Source organism: Catellatospora sichuanensis (assembly GCF_007483665.1).
GTDB classification, from domain to species: Bacteria; Actinomycetota; Actinomycetes; order Mycobacteriales; family Micromonosporaceae; genus Catellatospora; species Catellatospora sichuanensis.
Genome location: NZ_VIQO01000030.1, coordinates 175,782 through 189,826, shown reverse-complemented (window position 1 = coordinate 189,826; position 14,045 = coordinate 175,782). Strand labels below are relative to the sequence as shown.

At 71.2% G+C, this 14,045-nt stretch carries 14 protein-coding genes; 3 read left to right on the top strand and 11 right to left on the bottom strand.

The features are described 5' to 3' along the window. On the bottom strand, positions 1–809 hold an 809-nt coding region (locus FLL47_RS34615; RefSeq protein ID WP_144126860.1), incomplete at its 3' end, for a carbohydrate ABC transporter permease. A 55-nt stretch (positions 810–864) separates the two neighbouring features. After that, positions 865–2,157 carry an extracellular solute-binding protein gene (locus FLL47_RS34610; RefSeq protein WP_144126859.1) on the bottom strand — a complete coding sequence of 431 codons (1,293 nt, stop codon included), beginning with the start codon at positions 2,155–2,157 and terminating at the stop codon, positions 865–867. A 280-nt stretch (positions 2,158–2,437) separates the two neighbouring features. Between FLL47_RS34610 and FLL47_RS34605 the strand changes: the two genes are divergently transcribed. Then, on the top strand, positions 2,438–4,129 hold the full coding sequence (locus FLL47_RS34605) for a glycoside hydrolase family 43 protein (protein WP_144126858.1): 1,692 nt from the start codon (positions 2,438–2,440) through the stop codon (positions 4,127–4,129). A gap of 16 nt (positions 4,130–4,145) precedes the next feature. Here FLL47_RS34605 and FLL47_RS34600 read toward each other — a convergent pair whose 3' ends face one another. Both FLL47_RS34600 and FLL47_RS34595 read right to left on the bottom strand, forming a co-directional pair. Next, positions 4,146–4,739, bottom strand: a complete 594-nt coding sequence (locus FLL47_RS34600; RefSeq protein WP_144126857.1) for a pentapeptide repeat-containing protein — start codon at positions 4,737–4,739, stop codon at positions 4,146–4,148. Positions 4,740–4,838: 99 nt separating this feature from the next. Continuing rightward, on the bottom strand, positions 4,839–6,104 hold the full coding sequence (locus FLL47_RS34595) for an MFS transporter (RefSeq protein ID WP_186316079.1): 1,266 nt from the start codon (positions 6,102–6,104) through the stop codon (positions 4,839–4,841). 155 nt (positions 6,105–6,259) lie between these two features. Between FLL47_RS34595 and FLL47_RS34590 the strand changes: the two genes are divergently transcribed. Further along, the gene (locus tag FLL47_RS34590; protein WP_144126856.1) at positions 6,260–6,823 is read left to right on the top strand and encodes a DUF4352 domain-containing protein; all 564 of its coding nucleotides are present in this window, start codon (positions 6,260–6,262) and stop codon (positions 6,821–6,823) included. Here the strand turns inward: FLL47_RS34590 and FLL47_RS34585 are convergent. The 4 genes from FLL47_RS34585 to FLL47_RS34570 form a co-directional block, all read right to left on the bottom strand. Further along, on the bottom strand, positions 6,808–7,344 hold the full coding sequence (locus FLL47_RS34585) for a pyridoxamine 5'-phosphate oxidase family protein (protein ID WP_144126855.1): 537 nt from the start codon (positions 7,342–7,344) through the stop codon (positions 6,808–6,810). The two genes, FLL47_RS34590 and FLL47_RS34585, sit on opposite strands and share 16 nt — an antisense overlap. Before the next feature lie 49 nt (positions 7,345–7,393). Continuing rightward, positions 7,394–7,828: an SRPBCC family protein gene (locus FLL47_RS34580; RefSeq protein ID WP_186316078.1), complete on the bottom strand. Its 435-nt coding sequence runs from the start codon at positions 7,826–7,828 to the stop codon at positions 7,394–7,396. A 124-nt stretch (positions 7,829–7,952) separates the two neighbouring features. Beyond that, a complete protein-coding gene (locus FLL47_RS34575; protein ID WP_144126853.1) occupies positions 7,953–9,659 on the bottom strand; it encodes an ATP-binding protein in 1,707 nt (568 codons plus the stop codon). A gap of 163 nt (positions 9,660–9,822) precedes the next feature. Further along, a complete protein-coding gene (locus FLL47_RS34570) occupies positions 9,823–10,407 on the bottom strand; it encodes a cadmium resistance transporter (protein ID WP_222106326.1) in 585 nt (194 codons plus the stop codon). Positions 10,408–10,582: 175 nt separating this feature from the next. Here FLL47_RS34570 and FLL47_RS34565 point away from each other — a divergent pair, with 175 nt between their 5' ends. Next, positions 10,583–12,499, top strand: coding sequence for a proprotein convertase P-domain-containing protein (locus tag FLL47_RS34565; protein WP_144126875.1), 1,917 nt, complete (start codon positions 10,583–10,585; stop codon positions 12,497–12,499). A gap of 173 nt (positions 12,500–12,672) precedes the next feature. Here the strand turns inward: FLL47_RS34565 and FLL47_RS34560 are convergent, their stop codons facing one another. From FLL47_RS34560 to FLL47_RS34550, 3 genes are read right to left on the bottom strand one after another with little or no spacing between them, the layout of a single operon-like run. Next, positions 12,673–13,257 (bottom strand): GTP-binding protein, encoded by a 585-nt coding sequence (locus FLL47_RS34560; RefSeq protein ID WP_144126852.1) that lies wholly within the window; start codon positions 13,255–13,257, stop codon positions 12,673–12,675. Further along, positions 13,238–13,639, bottom strand: coding sequence for a DUF742 domain-containing protein (locus tag FLL47_RS34555; RefSeq protein ID WP_246159039.1), 402 nt, complete (start codon positions 13,637–13,639; stop codon positions 13,238–13,240). The genes FLL47_RS34560 and FLL47_RS34555 overlap by 20 nt, the downstream gene beginning before the upstream one ends. Further along, positions 13,636–14,043, bottom strand: a complete 408-nt coding sequence (locus FLL47_RS34550) for a roadblock/LC7 domain-containing protein (RefSeq protein WP_120321913.1) — start codon at positions 14,041–14,043, stop codon at positions 13,636–13,638. The genes FLL47_RS34555 and FLL47_RS34550 overlap by 4 nt, the downstream gene beginning before the upstream one ends. Positions 14,044–14,045 lie beyond the last annotated feature (2 nt).

The window sequence follows — 14,045 nt, the reverse complement described above, 5'->3', positions numbered from 1 at the left end:
CCGCCGCCGGTGAGCACCCAGACCATGTCGAACAGCTGGATGCTGCCGATCACGGACAGGAACACGCTGATCCGGATGGTCGGCCCGAGCAGCGGCAGCGTCACGTGCCGGAACACCTGCCACGCGCCGGCGCCGTCGGTGGTGGCGGCCTCGGTGAGCTCTTGCGGGATGCCCTGCCGGCCGGCCAAGTAGAGGATCATGTGGAAGCCGAAGTACTTCCACGAGATGACGAAGAACAGGGCGAACAGCACGGTGTCCGGGTCGGCGAAGACCGCGCCGTCGAGCGCGTCGATGCCGAGCCAGCCGGCGATCTGCTGGCCGAGTCCCCGGTTGGGCGACAGCACCAGGGTGAACAGCACCGCGGTGGTGACCTCGGACAGCACGTACGGGGCGAAGAAGATGACCCGGTAGATGCTGCGGCCCTTGAGTTTCTGGTTGAGCAGCATGGCCAGGGCCAGCGACACCGGCAGTTGGATCACCAGTGACAGGGTGATCAGGACCAGCGTGTGCCACAGGTCGCCGAGGAAGGTCGGGTCCTGGAAGGCGCGGGTGAAGTTGTCCAGCCCGACGAAGTTCTCCGGCAGGTTGAAGCCGTTCCACTTGTACATGCTGACGTAGCCCGCGACCACGATCGGGGTGATGACCAGCAGCAGGAACAGCACCAGCGCCGGGGTGAGGAACAGCGCGATCGTGGTCAGCTGCTGCCGCCTGGGCCGGCGGCCACGCGTGCGCGTGGCCGCCGGAACCTGCGCCGCGGAAGGTGCCTCCTGGTCGCCCGGACGCTGTCCGGGCACCGTGGAAAGCTTCATCGTGCCTGCTCCCGTCGTGACGTAGAAGGCAGCCAACCATCCCGCGGCCGGCTTGTCACTGGCTCTTCGCCACCTTGGTGATGTCCTTGACGATCTGCTCCGGGGTCTTGGAACCGGCCACCAGCTCGGCGACGCTGTCGTTGACCTGCTGGCCCACCGCCGGCGGGTACGCCTGGTCGAGGTAGAGCTGGAACCCGGTCGCGCTGGCCAGGCTCGCCGCGACGACCTTGCTGTTCGGGTCCTTGATCGCGTCCGCGGCGTCCTTGACCGTCGGCAGCACCGCACCCGTCGCCGCCGACTTGCGCTGGTTCGCGACGTCCAGCAGCACCTTCAGGAAGTCGACCGTCGAGGCGGGGGCGTCCTTGCCGACCACGAAACCGTTGCCGCCACCGAACGCCTCCGCCACCGTGCCCTTGCCGCCGTCGACGGCCGGGAACGCGAAGTAGCCCAGCTTGTCGCCCAGGCCCTTCTTGCTCGTCGAGCTCGAAGCCTGCACGGTCGGCGCCCACTGGCCCATCAACTCCAGCGCCGCCCCGCCGTTGCCCATCGTCGCGGCCTGGCCATCAGGCGACCCGTACTCCGCCCCCAGGAAGCCCTTCTGGAACGGCTGCAGATCCACCAGCTCCTTCAGACGCGTACCGGCGGCGATGAAGTCCGGGGTGTCGAAGTTGTTGTCCTTGGCGGCCTGCTGAAGCGCTCCCAGACCACCGATGCGCATGGCCAGGTACGCCCAGTAGAAGTGCCCCGGCCACTTCTCCTTACCGGCCAGAGCGATCGGCACGATGCCCTTGCTCTTGGTGGTCGAGACCGTGGTCAGCAGCTCGGCCCACGTCGTCGGCGTAGCGGTGATGCCCGCCTTGGCAAAAAGATCCTTGTTGTACCAGAACCCGACCATGCCGACGTCGAACGGGACCCCGTAGATCTTCCCGTCGATCGTGAACGGCTGCACGGAAGCGGGCAGCAGCGTGCCGATCCACGGCTGCACCTGCTCGGTGATGTCCTTGACCAGACCGGCGTCGACCTGCTGCTTGAGCACGCCGCCGCCCCACGACTGGAACAGGTCCGGCGGCGAACCCGCCTGCGTGGCCGTGGTCAGCTTGGCCTTGAACGCCTCGTTCTCCAGGGGCTGGATCACGACCTTGACGTTCGTGTGCGCGGTCTCGTACTCCTTGGCCATCGCAGCCCAGACCGGCAGCATCGGCTCGGTGTTCTGAATGTGCCACCAGTTGATCGTCTGCGGACTGTCGGGATTGGTGGGCTCGTCGCTGCCGCAGGCGCCGAGCAGGTAGGCGCCGGCGCCCGCACCGGCGATGCCCAGCAGCGTTCTGCGGGAGAGGTGCGCTGTCATGAGGCGTCCCTTCGCGATACGAATCAGGTGCTCGGGTGTGCCGAACGAGTCGGCGGGAGGTGCCCGGAGCCGGCCCGAAAGTTTCTGCCCGGGGGCCGGTATTTTCGCTTGATGGCGCGCACGTTACGACGTGTCAACGCCGTAGGTCAAGGCCTGTCGCATCTCTTCACGACCAGATACCGTGAGCGAGAATCCCGCCGACCGTCGACCTGTTATATCGGCCTGTTTCCGGAAGGTCGGCGGGGTTGCCGGAGCGACCAGGCGCAGCAGAGGAGAACACATGTCGACCGAGACCGCAGACGCGGAACGTGGCCGATCCCTTGGCGCGCCGCGGCAGCGGCTGCTCCACGGGACGAGCGACAACGCCCCGGACTCCGCGGCCCGGTCGATCCGCAACCCTGTCCTGCCCGGGTTCCACCCGGACCCCTCGATCCTGCGTGTCGCAGACGACTACTACCTGGCCACCTCGACCTTCGAGTGGTACCCCGGGGTACGCGTGCACCACTCCCGCGACCTCGTCCACTGGCGCCCCATCGGCGGCATCGTCACCGAACGCCGCCTGCTCGACCTCCGCGGCTGCGGCGACTCCAACGGCATCTGGGCACCCGACCTCACCTGGCACGACGGCCAGTTCCACCTCGTCTACAGCGACGTCGCCAGCTTCGCCAGCGGCTACTGGGACCCCCAGAACTACCTCATCACCGCACCCGACATCACCGGCCCCTGGTCCGACCCCGTACGACTGCACGCCCACGGCTTCGACGCGTCGCTGTTCCACGACGACGACGGCACGACCTGGCTGCTCAACATGAGCGCCGACTGGCGGCCCGGCCGCAACCGCTTCGGCGGCATCGAGATCCAGCAGTACGACCGCACGGCGCGCCGACTGGTCGGCGAGCGGCGCATCATCTTCACCGGCACGCCCGCGGGCCTGACCGAGGGACCGCACCTGTACCGCCACGACGGCTGGTACTGGCTGGTCACCGCCGAGGGCGGCACGAGCTGGGACCATCAGGTGACCGTGGCGCGCTCCCGTGACCTGTTCGGCCCGTACGAGGTCGACCCGGCCGGACCGCTGCTGACCTCGGTCGGGCGTCCCGATCTGGCGCTGCAGAAGGCCGGGCACGGCAGCCTCGTGCAGACCCAGCACGGCGACTGGTACCTCGCCCACCTCGTGGCCCGCCCCTACACCCCGCTGGGCAACTGCGTGCTCGGCCGCGAAACCGCCATCCAGAAGGTCGACTGGACACCCGGCGGCTGGCCCAGCATCCCCGGCGGCATCCCCGCCGACGAGATCGCCGCACCCGGCCTGCCCGAACACCCGTGGCCCGCCGAACCCGCCACCGACCACTTCGACGCGCCGGAACTCGGCGCGGCCTGGTCCACGCTGCGCCGTCCGGCCACGCCCGACTGGGTCGACCTACGTTCGCGGCCCTCGCACCTGCGGATCTACGGCGGGCAGTCGCCGGTGGGCAAGCAGACGCCGAGCCTGGTCGCCCGCCGGGTCGGCGCGACCCACTGTTCGCTGGAGACCGTCGTCGAGTTCGACCCCGCCGACCACCGGCAGCTCGCCGGGATCACCGGCTACTACAACACCCAGAACTGGTACTACGCCTACCTGACCAGGGCCGACGACGGCCGGCGCACGCTGGAGGTGCTCAGTTCGAACAGCGGCAAGCGCACCGCCCATCCGGAGCTGGCCGTCGACGTGACCGGGGTGGACCGGGTCGGCCTGCGGGTGGTGTTCGACGGGCCCGCGCTGCGCTTCGCCTACCACACGGGGGTCGGCTGGCAGGAGCTGCCGGCGACGTTCGACGCGACCCTCCTGTCCGACGAGCACGCCGCCCGGGAGGTCGACGGAGAGCCCGCCGCGTGGGGCTTCACCGGCGCGTTCCTCGGCCTGTGGGTCCAGGACCTGGGCGCCGACGGCGCGTACGCCGACTACGACCACGCCACCTACCGGGAGGCCTGAACCGCGCGCCTCGCCGTCAGCCGATGCGCAGGCCGAGGGCCTGGGCGATGACGACGGCCTGGGTGGCGTCGATGACGGCGTCGCGCAGCTCGACCTCGTTCGGGTGCACCGCGGTCAGGTCACTGCCGCGCAGGTCGCAGCGGTTGAACTTGGCCCGGGTCAGGTGCGCGCCGGAGAGGTCCACGGCGCTGATCGTCGCACCGTCGCAGAGCGCGGAGGTCAGGTCGGCTTCGCGCATGCGTACGCCGGAGAAGGTGACGCCGCGCAGGTCGGCGTCGGACAGGTTGACGAACGACCAGTCGCCGCCGGTCACCCGCAGCGGCCGCAGGGTGCACTGCTCGAACGTGCTGCCGGTCAGCTTGCACCCGGTGAACTCGGCCTCGAACAGGTTGCAGCGCAGAAAGGAGCAGCGCAGGAACGCGCTGTCGTGGTGCCGGGAGGCGTTGAACTTGACGTTGCCGAACACGCACTCCTCGAACACCGCGCCCCGGCTGGACAGTTCGGTCATGTCGACGTCGCGGAACGTGCACCGCAGGAAGTGCCGCTCCGCCAGCTCGTCGCCGTACCAGTCCTCGCCGGAGAAGCTCGCGTCCTCTGTCACCTCAGCCACCCGGTCACCCTACCCAGCCGCCACCCGACGGGCCTGCCGGAACGGCGGTCGGCCCGTCTCGGCCGTGCCGCCGCCGGAATCGACGGCGGCACGGCCTGCTCACGCGGCGGCGGGAGCGGCTGCCGCGACGGGCGTCGCTGCCGGAGCAGGTGCGCGCAGGTGACGGATCGACGGCACGGCCAGCAGGGCCAGCGCGACGGGCACCGCGAGCAGCGTCATGCCGTACAGCGTCGGGCGCAGGCCGAACGTCTGCGCGACCGGGCCGGCGACGGCGAGGCCCAGCGGCATCAGGCCCGCGGTCAGCAGGTAGTCGTAGGAGCTGACCCGCGACAGCGCCGCCTGCGGCACGTTCGCCTGCAGCGACGTCTCCCACAGCGTGAACGCCAGCGACACCGCGACACCGGTGACCGCCTCCAGCGCCGCGATCACCGGGATGGTCGGACCCGCCCCGATGATCAGCGCCTGGCAGGAGGCCACGGCCAGTGCGGCCGCGGCGATCACCAGGGGCCGGCTGATGCGTACCCTTAGCGCCACCACGTCGCCGACGATGGAGCCGACGCCGAACGCCGCCACCACCACCGACCAGGCCGCCGCGCCGCCGAACTCCTGCGCGGACAGCACCGGCCCGAGCACGAACACCGACGGCAGCACCACCACGTGGTAGACCGACAGCACGCCGAGCGTCGACCACACCCACGTCCGCGACACGACCTCGGTGAAGCCTTCGCGCAGCTGCGCGAAGAAACCGCCCTGCGGCGCGTCCGCCGGGTCCGCGGCGCGCGGGGTGAGCCGGGCCAGGAACACCGCGCTGACCGCGAAGCTCAGCGCGTCGAGGGCGATCGCGCCGCCCGGCCCGACCAGGAAGATCAGGCCGCCGGCCAGGGCCGGTCCGGCTACCAGGCCACTCGACATCACCAGGCCGCGCAGCGCGTTGGCCTCCTGCAGCCGCTCGGGCCCGACGATCAGCGGCATCAGGCCCGCGGCCGCGGGCGCGAAGAAGGCGTCGGCGGTGCCGAACACCGCCATCAGCACGACCAGGTGCCAGACCTGCGCGACCCCGGCCAGCAGCAGCGCCGCGACCAGCGCCTGGGTCACGAAACGGACCAGGTCGGAGGCGAGCATCACCCGCTGGCGGGGCAGCCGGTCGGCCCATACGCCGCCGGCGAGCGCGAACACCAGGAACGGCACCAGCGTCGCCGCGCTGACGAGGCCGACTTCGGCCGCGCCCGCGCCGGGGATGGACAGCACGGCGAACGGGACCACGACGAAGCTGATCCGGTCGCCGACCATGGACAGCGCCTGGCCGTAGAAGTAGCGGGCGAACTGGCGCTCCTCGCGCAGCACGGCCGGAATCAGCGACCCCATGACGACCCTCTTCTCATCTTTCGAGGACGGGGCGGAATCGGCCGCGTTCCTGCTGGTGACAGCCCAGGCTAGGAGGCCGCCCGGCGGCTCGGCAACGTATTTCCGCCGGTCGCGGGACGTCGACCGGCGCAGGCCATGCCGTCTACGATGCGACGATGTCGTCCCAGCGACCTGCCCTGCGCCGCCCCGTGCTGACCGTCACCCTGGTCCTCGCGGCCGCTGTCGGCCTGGCCTGCGGCGTCAAGCCGCAGCAGTCGAACGTCACCGGCAGCACTCCCGCCGCGTCCGCGCCGGCTGCCTCGCCCGGGTCCGCACCGACCGCGAAGCTCGGCCAGAGCATCGAGACCAGCGGCGGTCTCGGTGACAACCGCGTCGCGTACACCGTCAGCAAGCTGACCCGGCACACCGTCGCGCCCGACAGCTCCCTGGTGCGCCCGAAGAAGGGCGTCTTCGTCGCGATCGCGGTCGAGGTGAAGGTGACCGCGGGCAAGACGTACGCCTGCTTCTGCGACTTCGCGCTGGTCGCCGCGGACGGCACGCTGTTCGAGCCGGTGCTGCCGTTCGGCTTCGACGCCGGCATGCAGTCGGTCACCCTCAACACCGGCGAGAAGGCGGGCGGGGTGGTCGTGTTCGACCTGCCGAAGGACGCCGCCGACGGGGTGCGGGTGCAGCTGCGGCCCGACATCACCAACGACGTGCGCGGCTACTGGGCCGCCTGATCGCCGGCCGGGTCGCGCCGCCAGAACTGGCGCGGGGCGTAGCCGTCGCGGCGCAGCCAGTGCTCGGTGTACACGATGCGCTCGGCCTCGACGACCACCAACGGCCCGGCGGGCGGCTCGTCCAGCGGACGGGACCGCTCGACGTGGTCACTCTGCCAGCGGAACGCCTCCCAGTAGTGGTCGAACTCTGCATCGCCGTGGTCCAGCGCCCGCGCGCGCCCGAACAGCTGCGCGCCGCGGCTGCTGGCCTGCCCGACCAGCGGGGCGAACACGCCGATCGAGACCCGCGGGTCGGCGGCGAGGTTGCGCATCTTCGGTGAGGTCGCCACGGCCGTGAACATCAGCGCGAAGTCCAGGTGGTAGTAGCGCACGGGGGTGGCCAGCGGGCCGTCCGGGCCGGTGGTCGCCAGCACGCACATGTTCTGCGAGGACAGCAGGTTGAGGATGCGCTCGGCCAGCCGTTCGCGCGGCAGCCGCTTGGTGGGCGAGGGTCCGGCCAGCCAGGGGTTCGTCACAGCCATGAACGAGTCTCGCACGGTCACCGATCCCGCCACCGGACGGTCTCACCGCTCATGGTCGCTTCTCGACACAGGCCTTGATCTTGCGGAGGTTCCTGGCCAGCTCGAAGCCGTTGGTGAGCAGGATCATCGGGGCCAGCGCCCGGGTGAACCAGGTCAGCCGCAGGCTGCGCATCTCCCGGTGCAGCACGGTCGCGTCGCCGTCGGCTCGCAGCGTGAACGTCGACCGCCAACGGCCCGCGTCGCCGTCGGCCTCGTAGGCGAACCTGCGCTCCGGGTCGAGTTCGACCACGGTGACGCGATCCAGGTGGGTGCCCAGCCGGCGGCCCGTGGACTCCCAGGTCGATCCCACCCGCAGTGGTGCGCTCGAGGTGAGGCATATGGTCAGCGGGTTGCCCGCCCATTCCGGATGGCGGCCGACCTCGGTGAGGTAGCCGAACACCTGGGCGGCGGGCGCGTCGATCCGGACGCTTCGAACGGCGTGCACGGCGCTCTCCTCTCTCCACGCCGTGCTGCTCACGGCTATGCGGGGGACGCTACGCAGAGCACCGTTCCCAAACCGTTCCCAGCCGGCACCGGCGAGGCGGGTCCGGTGGACTCTTCGGCAGTCGTCAGAGCCGCGCTGCGGCGCTGCGGCAGCGGGCTTCGTCGGCCGCGCGCCGCGCCTTGGCGTACTCATCCGCGGCCTCGCGCAGCAGGGCGGCGGCCTGGGCCGGCTGCCCCTCGGCCCGGCGCAGGGCGGCACGCGCCTCCCATACCGCGGCCGCCGAGGGGCCGCCCTGCCACAGGCCGGAGATCCGTTCCGCGTCGGCGAGGTGCCGCCGCGCCCGGACCGGCTCACCGGCGCCCGCGCAGGTGATGCTCGCCTGTACCCGGAAGTTCAGCGAGCAGGGCTCGCAGACCCGCGTGGCGTCGGCCAGCTCCCGTTCGGCCATGCCCACGGCGGCCAGCGCACGAGGAGTATGGCGGGCTGCCTGGACGTCGACCCCGAGCAGCCGCACGACCAGGTGTGACCGCAGCGGTGCGGCTCGGGCGAGCGGGAACGCACTGGCCAGCAGCGCGTCGGCGCGGTCACTGTCGGCGAGTGCGAGTTCGGTCTGGGCGAGCCGTTCCAGTGACACGCACCTGCTCGAGGTGGCCCGTGCGGCCGTGTTGGTGTCGGCGGCGCGGCGCAGCTGGTCCCGGGCCAGGCTGAACTGTCCCGACGACATGAGCGCCTCCCCGACCATCAGCTCGGCCATCCCTCGTCCCGGCACCGAGCCCGCCGAGGTCGCCAGCTCAAGGAGCTCGCCGGCGTATGCGTGGGCGTCGGGTGCCGGGGCGGCCCCGGCGAGGTGGTATTCGGCGAAGCACAGATTCGCGTCGTAGGTGGCGACGCTGTTTTCCGGGCTGAGCCGGAGCGACTCGGTGAACTCCTGCCGGAAGATCTCGTGCCAGCGGCCGGTGAACGAGGCGACGAGTGCCAGCAAGGTGCTCGCGTCGCCCAGCTCGTGCGCGAGTTCGGCACCGATCGCAAGGTCGCGGGCCTGCCGGGCGAGCTGCTCCGCCGCAGCGAGTTCGTTGCGGTTGAGGTGCACCAGTCCGGTGGCGATGAGCGCCGCGGCACGGTGCGCCGATCCGGTGACCGGGGCCCCGTCGGCGGCGAGGACCTGCTCGTAGAGTGCGATCGTCTCCCGGTCCGGTCCCACGCCGACGAACTCCCGCAGCGCGTCGCGCAGGCACTCGAACTGGCGGATCGCCTCGCGCCGCCGACCCGACTCGAAGTGCCCGCGCAGCAGCTCGCGGTGGGACTCCTCGTCGGTGGGATCGAGTTCGATGACCCGCTCGAACTGGCGCGCGCCCTTGAGCACGGCAAGGTACTGCGCGCGCAGCCGGGCTCGGGGCTGTGCCGCCCATGGTTCGTACCGGTCGGCCGGCAGAGCGTCCCCGTGATAGAGGTCCGCTGCGAGTTTGCACTGCTGCGCGTCACCGGCGGCCACCGCCGCGGCCGCGGCCGCGGTGAAGCGGGCGGCGTCCACGGTGACCTCACCGCCCCACAGCGACAGCATTCCGGAGCTGCCCTGCACCGCATCGTCGGATCCCATCGCCCGGCGCGCGTGGTGGATGGCCTTGCGCAGGTTCGCGCCCGCGGCGTCCGGGCCCAGCTCCGGCCAGAGCAGCTCCATCACCTGCTCCCGGTGCAGGGCGTGCGACGGCTCCAGCGCGAGGATCTTCACCAGGTCCGCGGCACGGCGGCCGCGCCACGCATCGGCCGGCACGGCCTGCCCGTCCACGGCCACGTCGAAGCGGGCAAGGAGCCAGACCGCGCATCTCACCATGGCGAGAACCTACCGTGCGCGACGCATGCGTGCCGTTTCCGCCGAGACGGCGACCGCCGCGCGATCGATCGGCCGATGTCGTGGCGATGAACCCGGCGGCCGATGCGCGCCCGCACCGACATGCCGGGCACCGGCAACCCGGCATGGCGATCCGCGTCCCTCGTCAGGCGAGGCCGGTGAGGATGGCCAGGCCGATGAGAATGAAGACGGCGGGGACGAGCCAGTGGCCGCAACGCTCGATGACGGTGACGACCCGGGGATGGGAGCCGAGCCGTGAGGCGGCGACGCACCAGAGGGCCACGAGCACGGCGAAGACCGCGACGGTGAGCAGGCTGTCGGTCAGGCCGATGGTGCGGAACACGGGTGTGTAGACGGCGATGTTGTCCGCGCCGTTGGCGACGGTCACGCCGGCGACGGCGAGCGCGCTGGTCGCCACGGCCGGCGGCGCGGCGCCGTCGGCGCGGGCGCGTAGCGCACGGATCAGGGCGCGTACGCCCAGCAGGAGCGGGATCAGGCCGAGCAGGCCGACCCACCGGTCGGGCACCACCGCCAGACCCGCGGCGACGAGCGCGGACGCGGCGACCAGGGCGGCGATGCCCGCGTACTGGCCGACCCAGATCTCCCACGGGCGCGGGCGGCCGGCGGTGCGGCTGCCCAGGAACAGCACGGTGAGCACGATCAGGTCGTCGACGTTGGTGCCCGCGAACAGCACCACCGCCGCGCTGAGGGTCGCTGCCAGGTGATCCACGCACGGCAGCCTACGGCCATCGGCTGACCCGGCACCCAGCGTGTCGAGTTTCACCTATTCAAATCTATCTACTTCACGTTCTATCCTCCTCAGGACCGGCAACCCCGGCGCACTCGATCCCGAGGAGTACGGCGTGAGAAGAAACCCCATCATCCGCGGCATTCTCGTCCTGTCCATGGCGCTCGCCGGAGCCGTGGCCATCCCGGCCTCCCCGGCCGTGGCCCTGGCCCCGCCCGACATCTCGCTGACCGACATCCGCACGCACCTGCAGCAGTTCCAGACGATCGCGAGCAGCAACGGCGGCAACCGCCGCTCCAACACCGCCGGTTACACCGCGTCGGTGAACTACGTGTTCAACGCGCTGACCGCGGCCGGTTACAACGTCGTCAAGCAGAACTGCACCTCCGGCTGCACCAGCGGCGCGGGGCCGAACGTGATCGCGGACTGGCCGGGCGGGGACGCCAACCAGGTGCTCATGCTGGGCGCGCACCTCGACGGCGTGGCCGCGGGGGCGGGCATCAACGACAACGCCTCGGGCTCCTCGATGCTGCTGGAGCTGGCCCTGACGCTGGCCGAGCAGAACCCGACCATGGTCAAGCACGTGCGGTTCGGCTGGTGGACCGACGAGGAGCAGGGCCTCAACGGGTCCGAGTTCTACGTCAACTCGCTGTCCTCGGCCGACCGCGCGAAGATCACCGGGTACCTGAACTTCGACATGATCGCCTCCACCAACGGCGGCTACTTCATCAACCGCATCACCAGCAGCCTCGGCCAGACCATCAAGGCCTACTACGACGCGAACTTCCCGGGCCTCAACCCGGAGGAGAACGTCGAGGGCGCCGGGCGCTCCGACGACGCCTCGTTCAACGCGGCAGGCATCCAGACCAGCGGCATCGCGGCCGGTGCCAGCGCCAACAAGACCTCGGCCCAGGTGACCAAGTGGGGCGGCACGACCGGCGACTACGACCCCTGCTACCACGCCTCCTGCGACACGTTCCCCAGCAACATCAGCGACACGGTGCTGAACCGGGCGGCCGACGCGGCCGCGTACGCGGTGTGGACCCTGGCCGTGGGCACCCCCGCGGGCAACGACTTCTCCATGGCCGCCGCCCCCGCCTCCGGCAGCACCACCGCCGGCGGTTCGGTGACCTCCACCATCGGCACCACCGTCACCAACGGCAGCGCCCAGTCCGTCGCCCTGTCCGCGTCGGGCCTGCCCAGCGGGGCGACCGCGTCGTTCAGCCCGTCCACCGTCACCTCGGGCGGCTCATCGACGATGACCATCGCGACCAGCGCGAGCACTCCGGTCGGCACGTACACGGTGACCGTCACCGGCACCGGCAGCGCCGCGACCCGGACCACGACGTTCGCGCTGACCGTCGCCGGGCCGCCCGGCTGCTCGGCCACCAACCCGACCGATGTCACGATCATCGACCAGGGCACCGTCGAGTCGTCGATCGCGATCACCGGCTGCACCGGCAACGCCGGTTCGGCCAGCACGGTCGAGGTCCACATCGTGCACACGTACGTCGGGGACCTGATCGTCAGCCTCGTCGCACCCGACGGCACCCTCTACACGCTGCGCAACAAGACCGGCGGCAGCGCCGACAACATCGACCAGACGTTCACCGTCAACCTGTCGGGCGAGGCCGCCAACGGCACCTGGAGGCTGCGGGTGCAGGACGCGGGACCGTCGGACGTCGGCTACCTCAACAGCTGGACGCTGAACCTGGGCGGCGCCCTGCCGCCGGGCTGCGGCGGCACCAACGCCACCGATGTGACGATCGTCGACCTGGGCACCGTCAACAGCCCGATCACCGTGTCGGGCTGCACCGGCAACGCGTCGTCGACGTCCACCGCCGAGGTGCACATCGTGCACACATACAAGGGCGACCTCGTGGTCACCCTGGTCGCCCCGGACGGCAGCACGTACGTGCTGCACAACCGGGCCGGTGGCAGCGCCGACAACATCGACCAGACCTACACCGTCAACCTGTCGAGCGAGGTGCGCAACGGCACCTGGAACCTGCGGGTCCAGGACGCCGCGTCCAACGACGTCGGGTACGTCAACAGCTGGACGCTGACCCTGTGACCGGCTGAGGGAACTCCGCTGCCCCGGGCCCGCACCGCCCGGGGCAGCGGCGCCCCCCGACGGGACACGGCGCCACCCCCCAGGCGCCGCCGTGTCCCGTCCACCACGGGCGCAGCAGACGACCGTCCCGGCGCGCCGCCCCTCCTGCGGCGCGGCGGGCGGCCGCCCGCCGCCTAGCCCGCGTGCACCCCCTGTGCCATCACCTGCTCCAGCAGGGTGACCAGGACTTCCTTGACCGACTCGCGGCGGCGCGCGTCGCAGAGCCGGACCGGCACGTGCGGATCCAGGTTGAGGGCCTGCTCCACCTCCTGCGCCTGGTACACCCGTGCGCCGTCGAAGCAGTTCACCGCCACCACGAACGGGGTACCGCGCTGCTCGAAGTAGTCGATGGAGCCGAACGCGTCCTCGAGCCGGCGGGTATCGGCCAGCACCACCGCACCGATGGCCCCGTACGCCAGCTCGTCCCAGACGAACATGAAACGCTCCTGCCCGGGCGTGCCGAACAGGTAGAGCACCAGGTCGTCGTTGATGGTGATGCGTCCGAAGTCGAGCGCGACCGTGGTGGTCGTCTTCGTCTCCACCCCGACGGTGTCGTCCACGCCGATGCTCTCGTCGGTGAGCAGCTCCTCGGTCAGCAGCGGCGAGATCTCGCTGACCGCACCGACGAGCGTGGTCTTGCCGACGCCGAACCCGCCCGCCACCAGGATCTTGAAGGCGGCCGGAATGCCGCCCTCGTCGTCATAGGGCTCGGATGCCATCGATGACCGCCTTGAGAATGTCCGCGCTGGGCAGCTGGTTGACGTTGACGGGGGCGCGCCGCCGGACGAGCCGGCGCTCGAGCAGGTCGCTGAGCAGCACGCGGACCGTGCCGGCGGGCAGCCGAAGGTAGGAGGCGACCTCGGCCACCGACACGGGCCGCTGACACACCGCCATGATCTCGGCGTACACCGAACCCAGGCCGCCGTCGGAGGGCAGCGTGGGCCGGGTGGCCACGATGACCGCGATCAGATCGAGGTCGCCGTGGCGCGGCCGGGTCCGGCCGGAGGTCATGGCGTACGGGCGGATGAGCGGCCCGGCCTCGTCGTCGACCCACAGCAGCCCGTCGTGCGGGTCGTCCGGTGCCGGCCTTGCCACGCTCACGGGTGGCTGCCGCGGGCCGGTGCGGTCAGATACTGGCCCACCCGCACCACGAGCATCGCCATCTCGTACGCCACCAGCCCCGCGTCGGCGTCCTTGCCCGCCACCACGGCCAGGCAGGCACCGTTGCCCGCGGCCGTGACGAACAGGAAGCCGCCGTCCATCTCGATGATCGCCTGGCGGGCCTTGCCCTTGCCGAAGCGCCGCCCCGCCCCGCGGGCCAGGCCGAACAGGCTGGCGGCGACGGCGGCGAGGTGCTCGGCGTCCTCCCGGCTCAGTTCCGCGGACGCGGCCATGAGCAGGCCGTCGGCGGACAGCACGATGGCCTTCTGGGCCTGCGCCACCCGTTCGACGAAATCGTCGGCGAGCCAGGCCAGGTCAGCCGCTGCTCTCGTCTTCTGCTCCACGG

Bases quoted from the DNA above. Each gene is read 5' to 3' on its own strand.
- FLL47_RS34595 (WP_186316079.1), bottom strand. From the start codon at position 6,104: ATGGGGTCGCTGATTCCGGCCGTGCTGCGCGAGGAGCGCCAGTTCGCC.
- FLL47_RS34590 (WP_144126856.1), top strand. From the start codon at position 6,260: ATGTCGTCCCAGCGACCTGCCCTGCGCCGCCCCGTGCTGACCGTCACC.
- FLL47_RS34560 (WP_144126852.1), bottom strand. From the start codon at position 13,257: ATGGCATCCGAGCCCTATGACGACGAGGGCGGCATTCCGGCCGCCTTC.
- FLL47_RS34575 (WP_144126853.1), bottom strand. From the start codon at position 9,659: ATGGTGAGATGCGCGGTCTGGCTCCTTGCCCGCTTCGACGTGGCCGTG.
- FLL47_RS34585 (WP_144126855.1), bottom strand. From the start codon at position 7,344: ATGGCTGTGACGAACCCCTGGCTGGCCGGACCCTCGCCCACCAAGCGG.
- FLL47_RS34605 (WP_144126858.1), top strand. From the start codon at position 2,438: ATGTCGACCGAGACCGCAGACGCGGAACGTGGCCGATCCCTTGGCGCG.
- FLL47_RS34565 (WP_144126875.1), top strand. From the start codon at position 10,583: ATGGCGCTCGCCGGAGCCGTGGCCATCCCGGCCTCCCCGGCCGTGGCC.
- FLL47_RS34610 (WP_144126859.1), bottom strand. From the start codon at position 2,157: ATGACAGCGCACCTCTCCCGCAGAACGCTGCTGGGCATCGCCGGTGCG.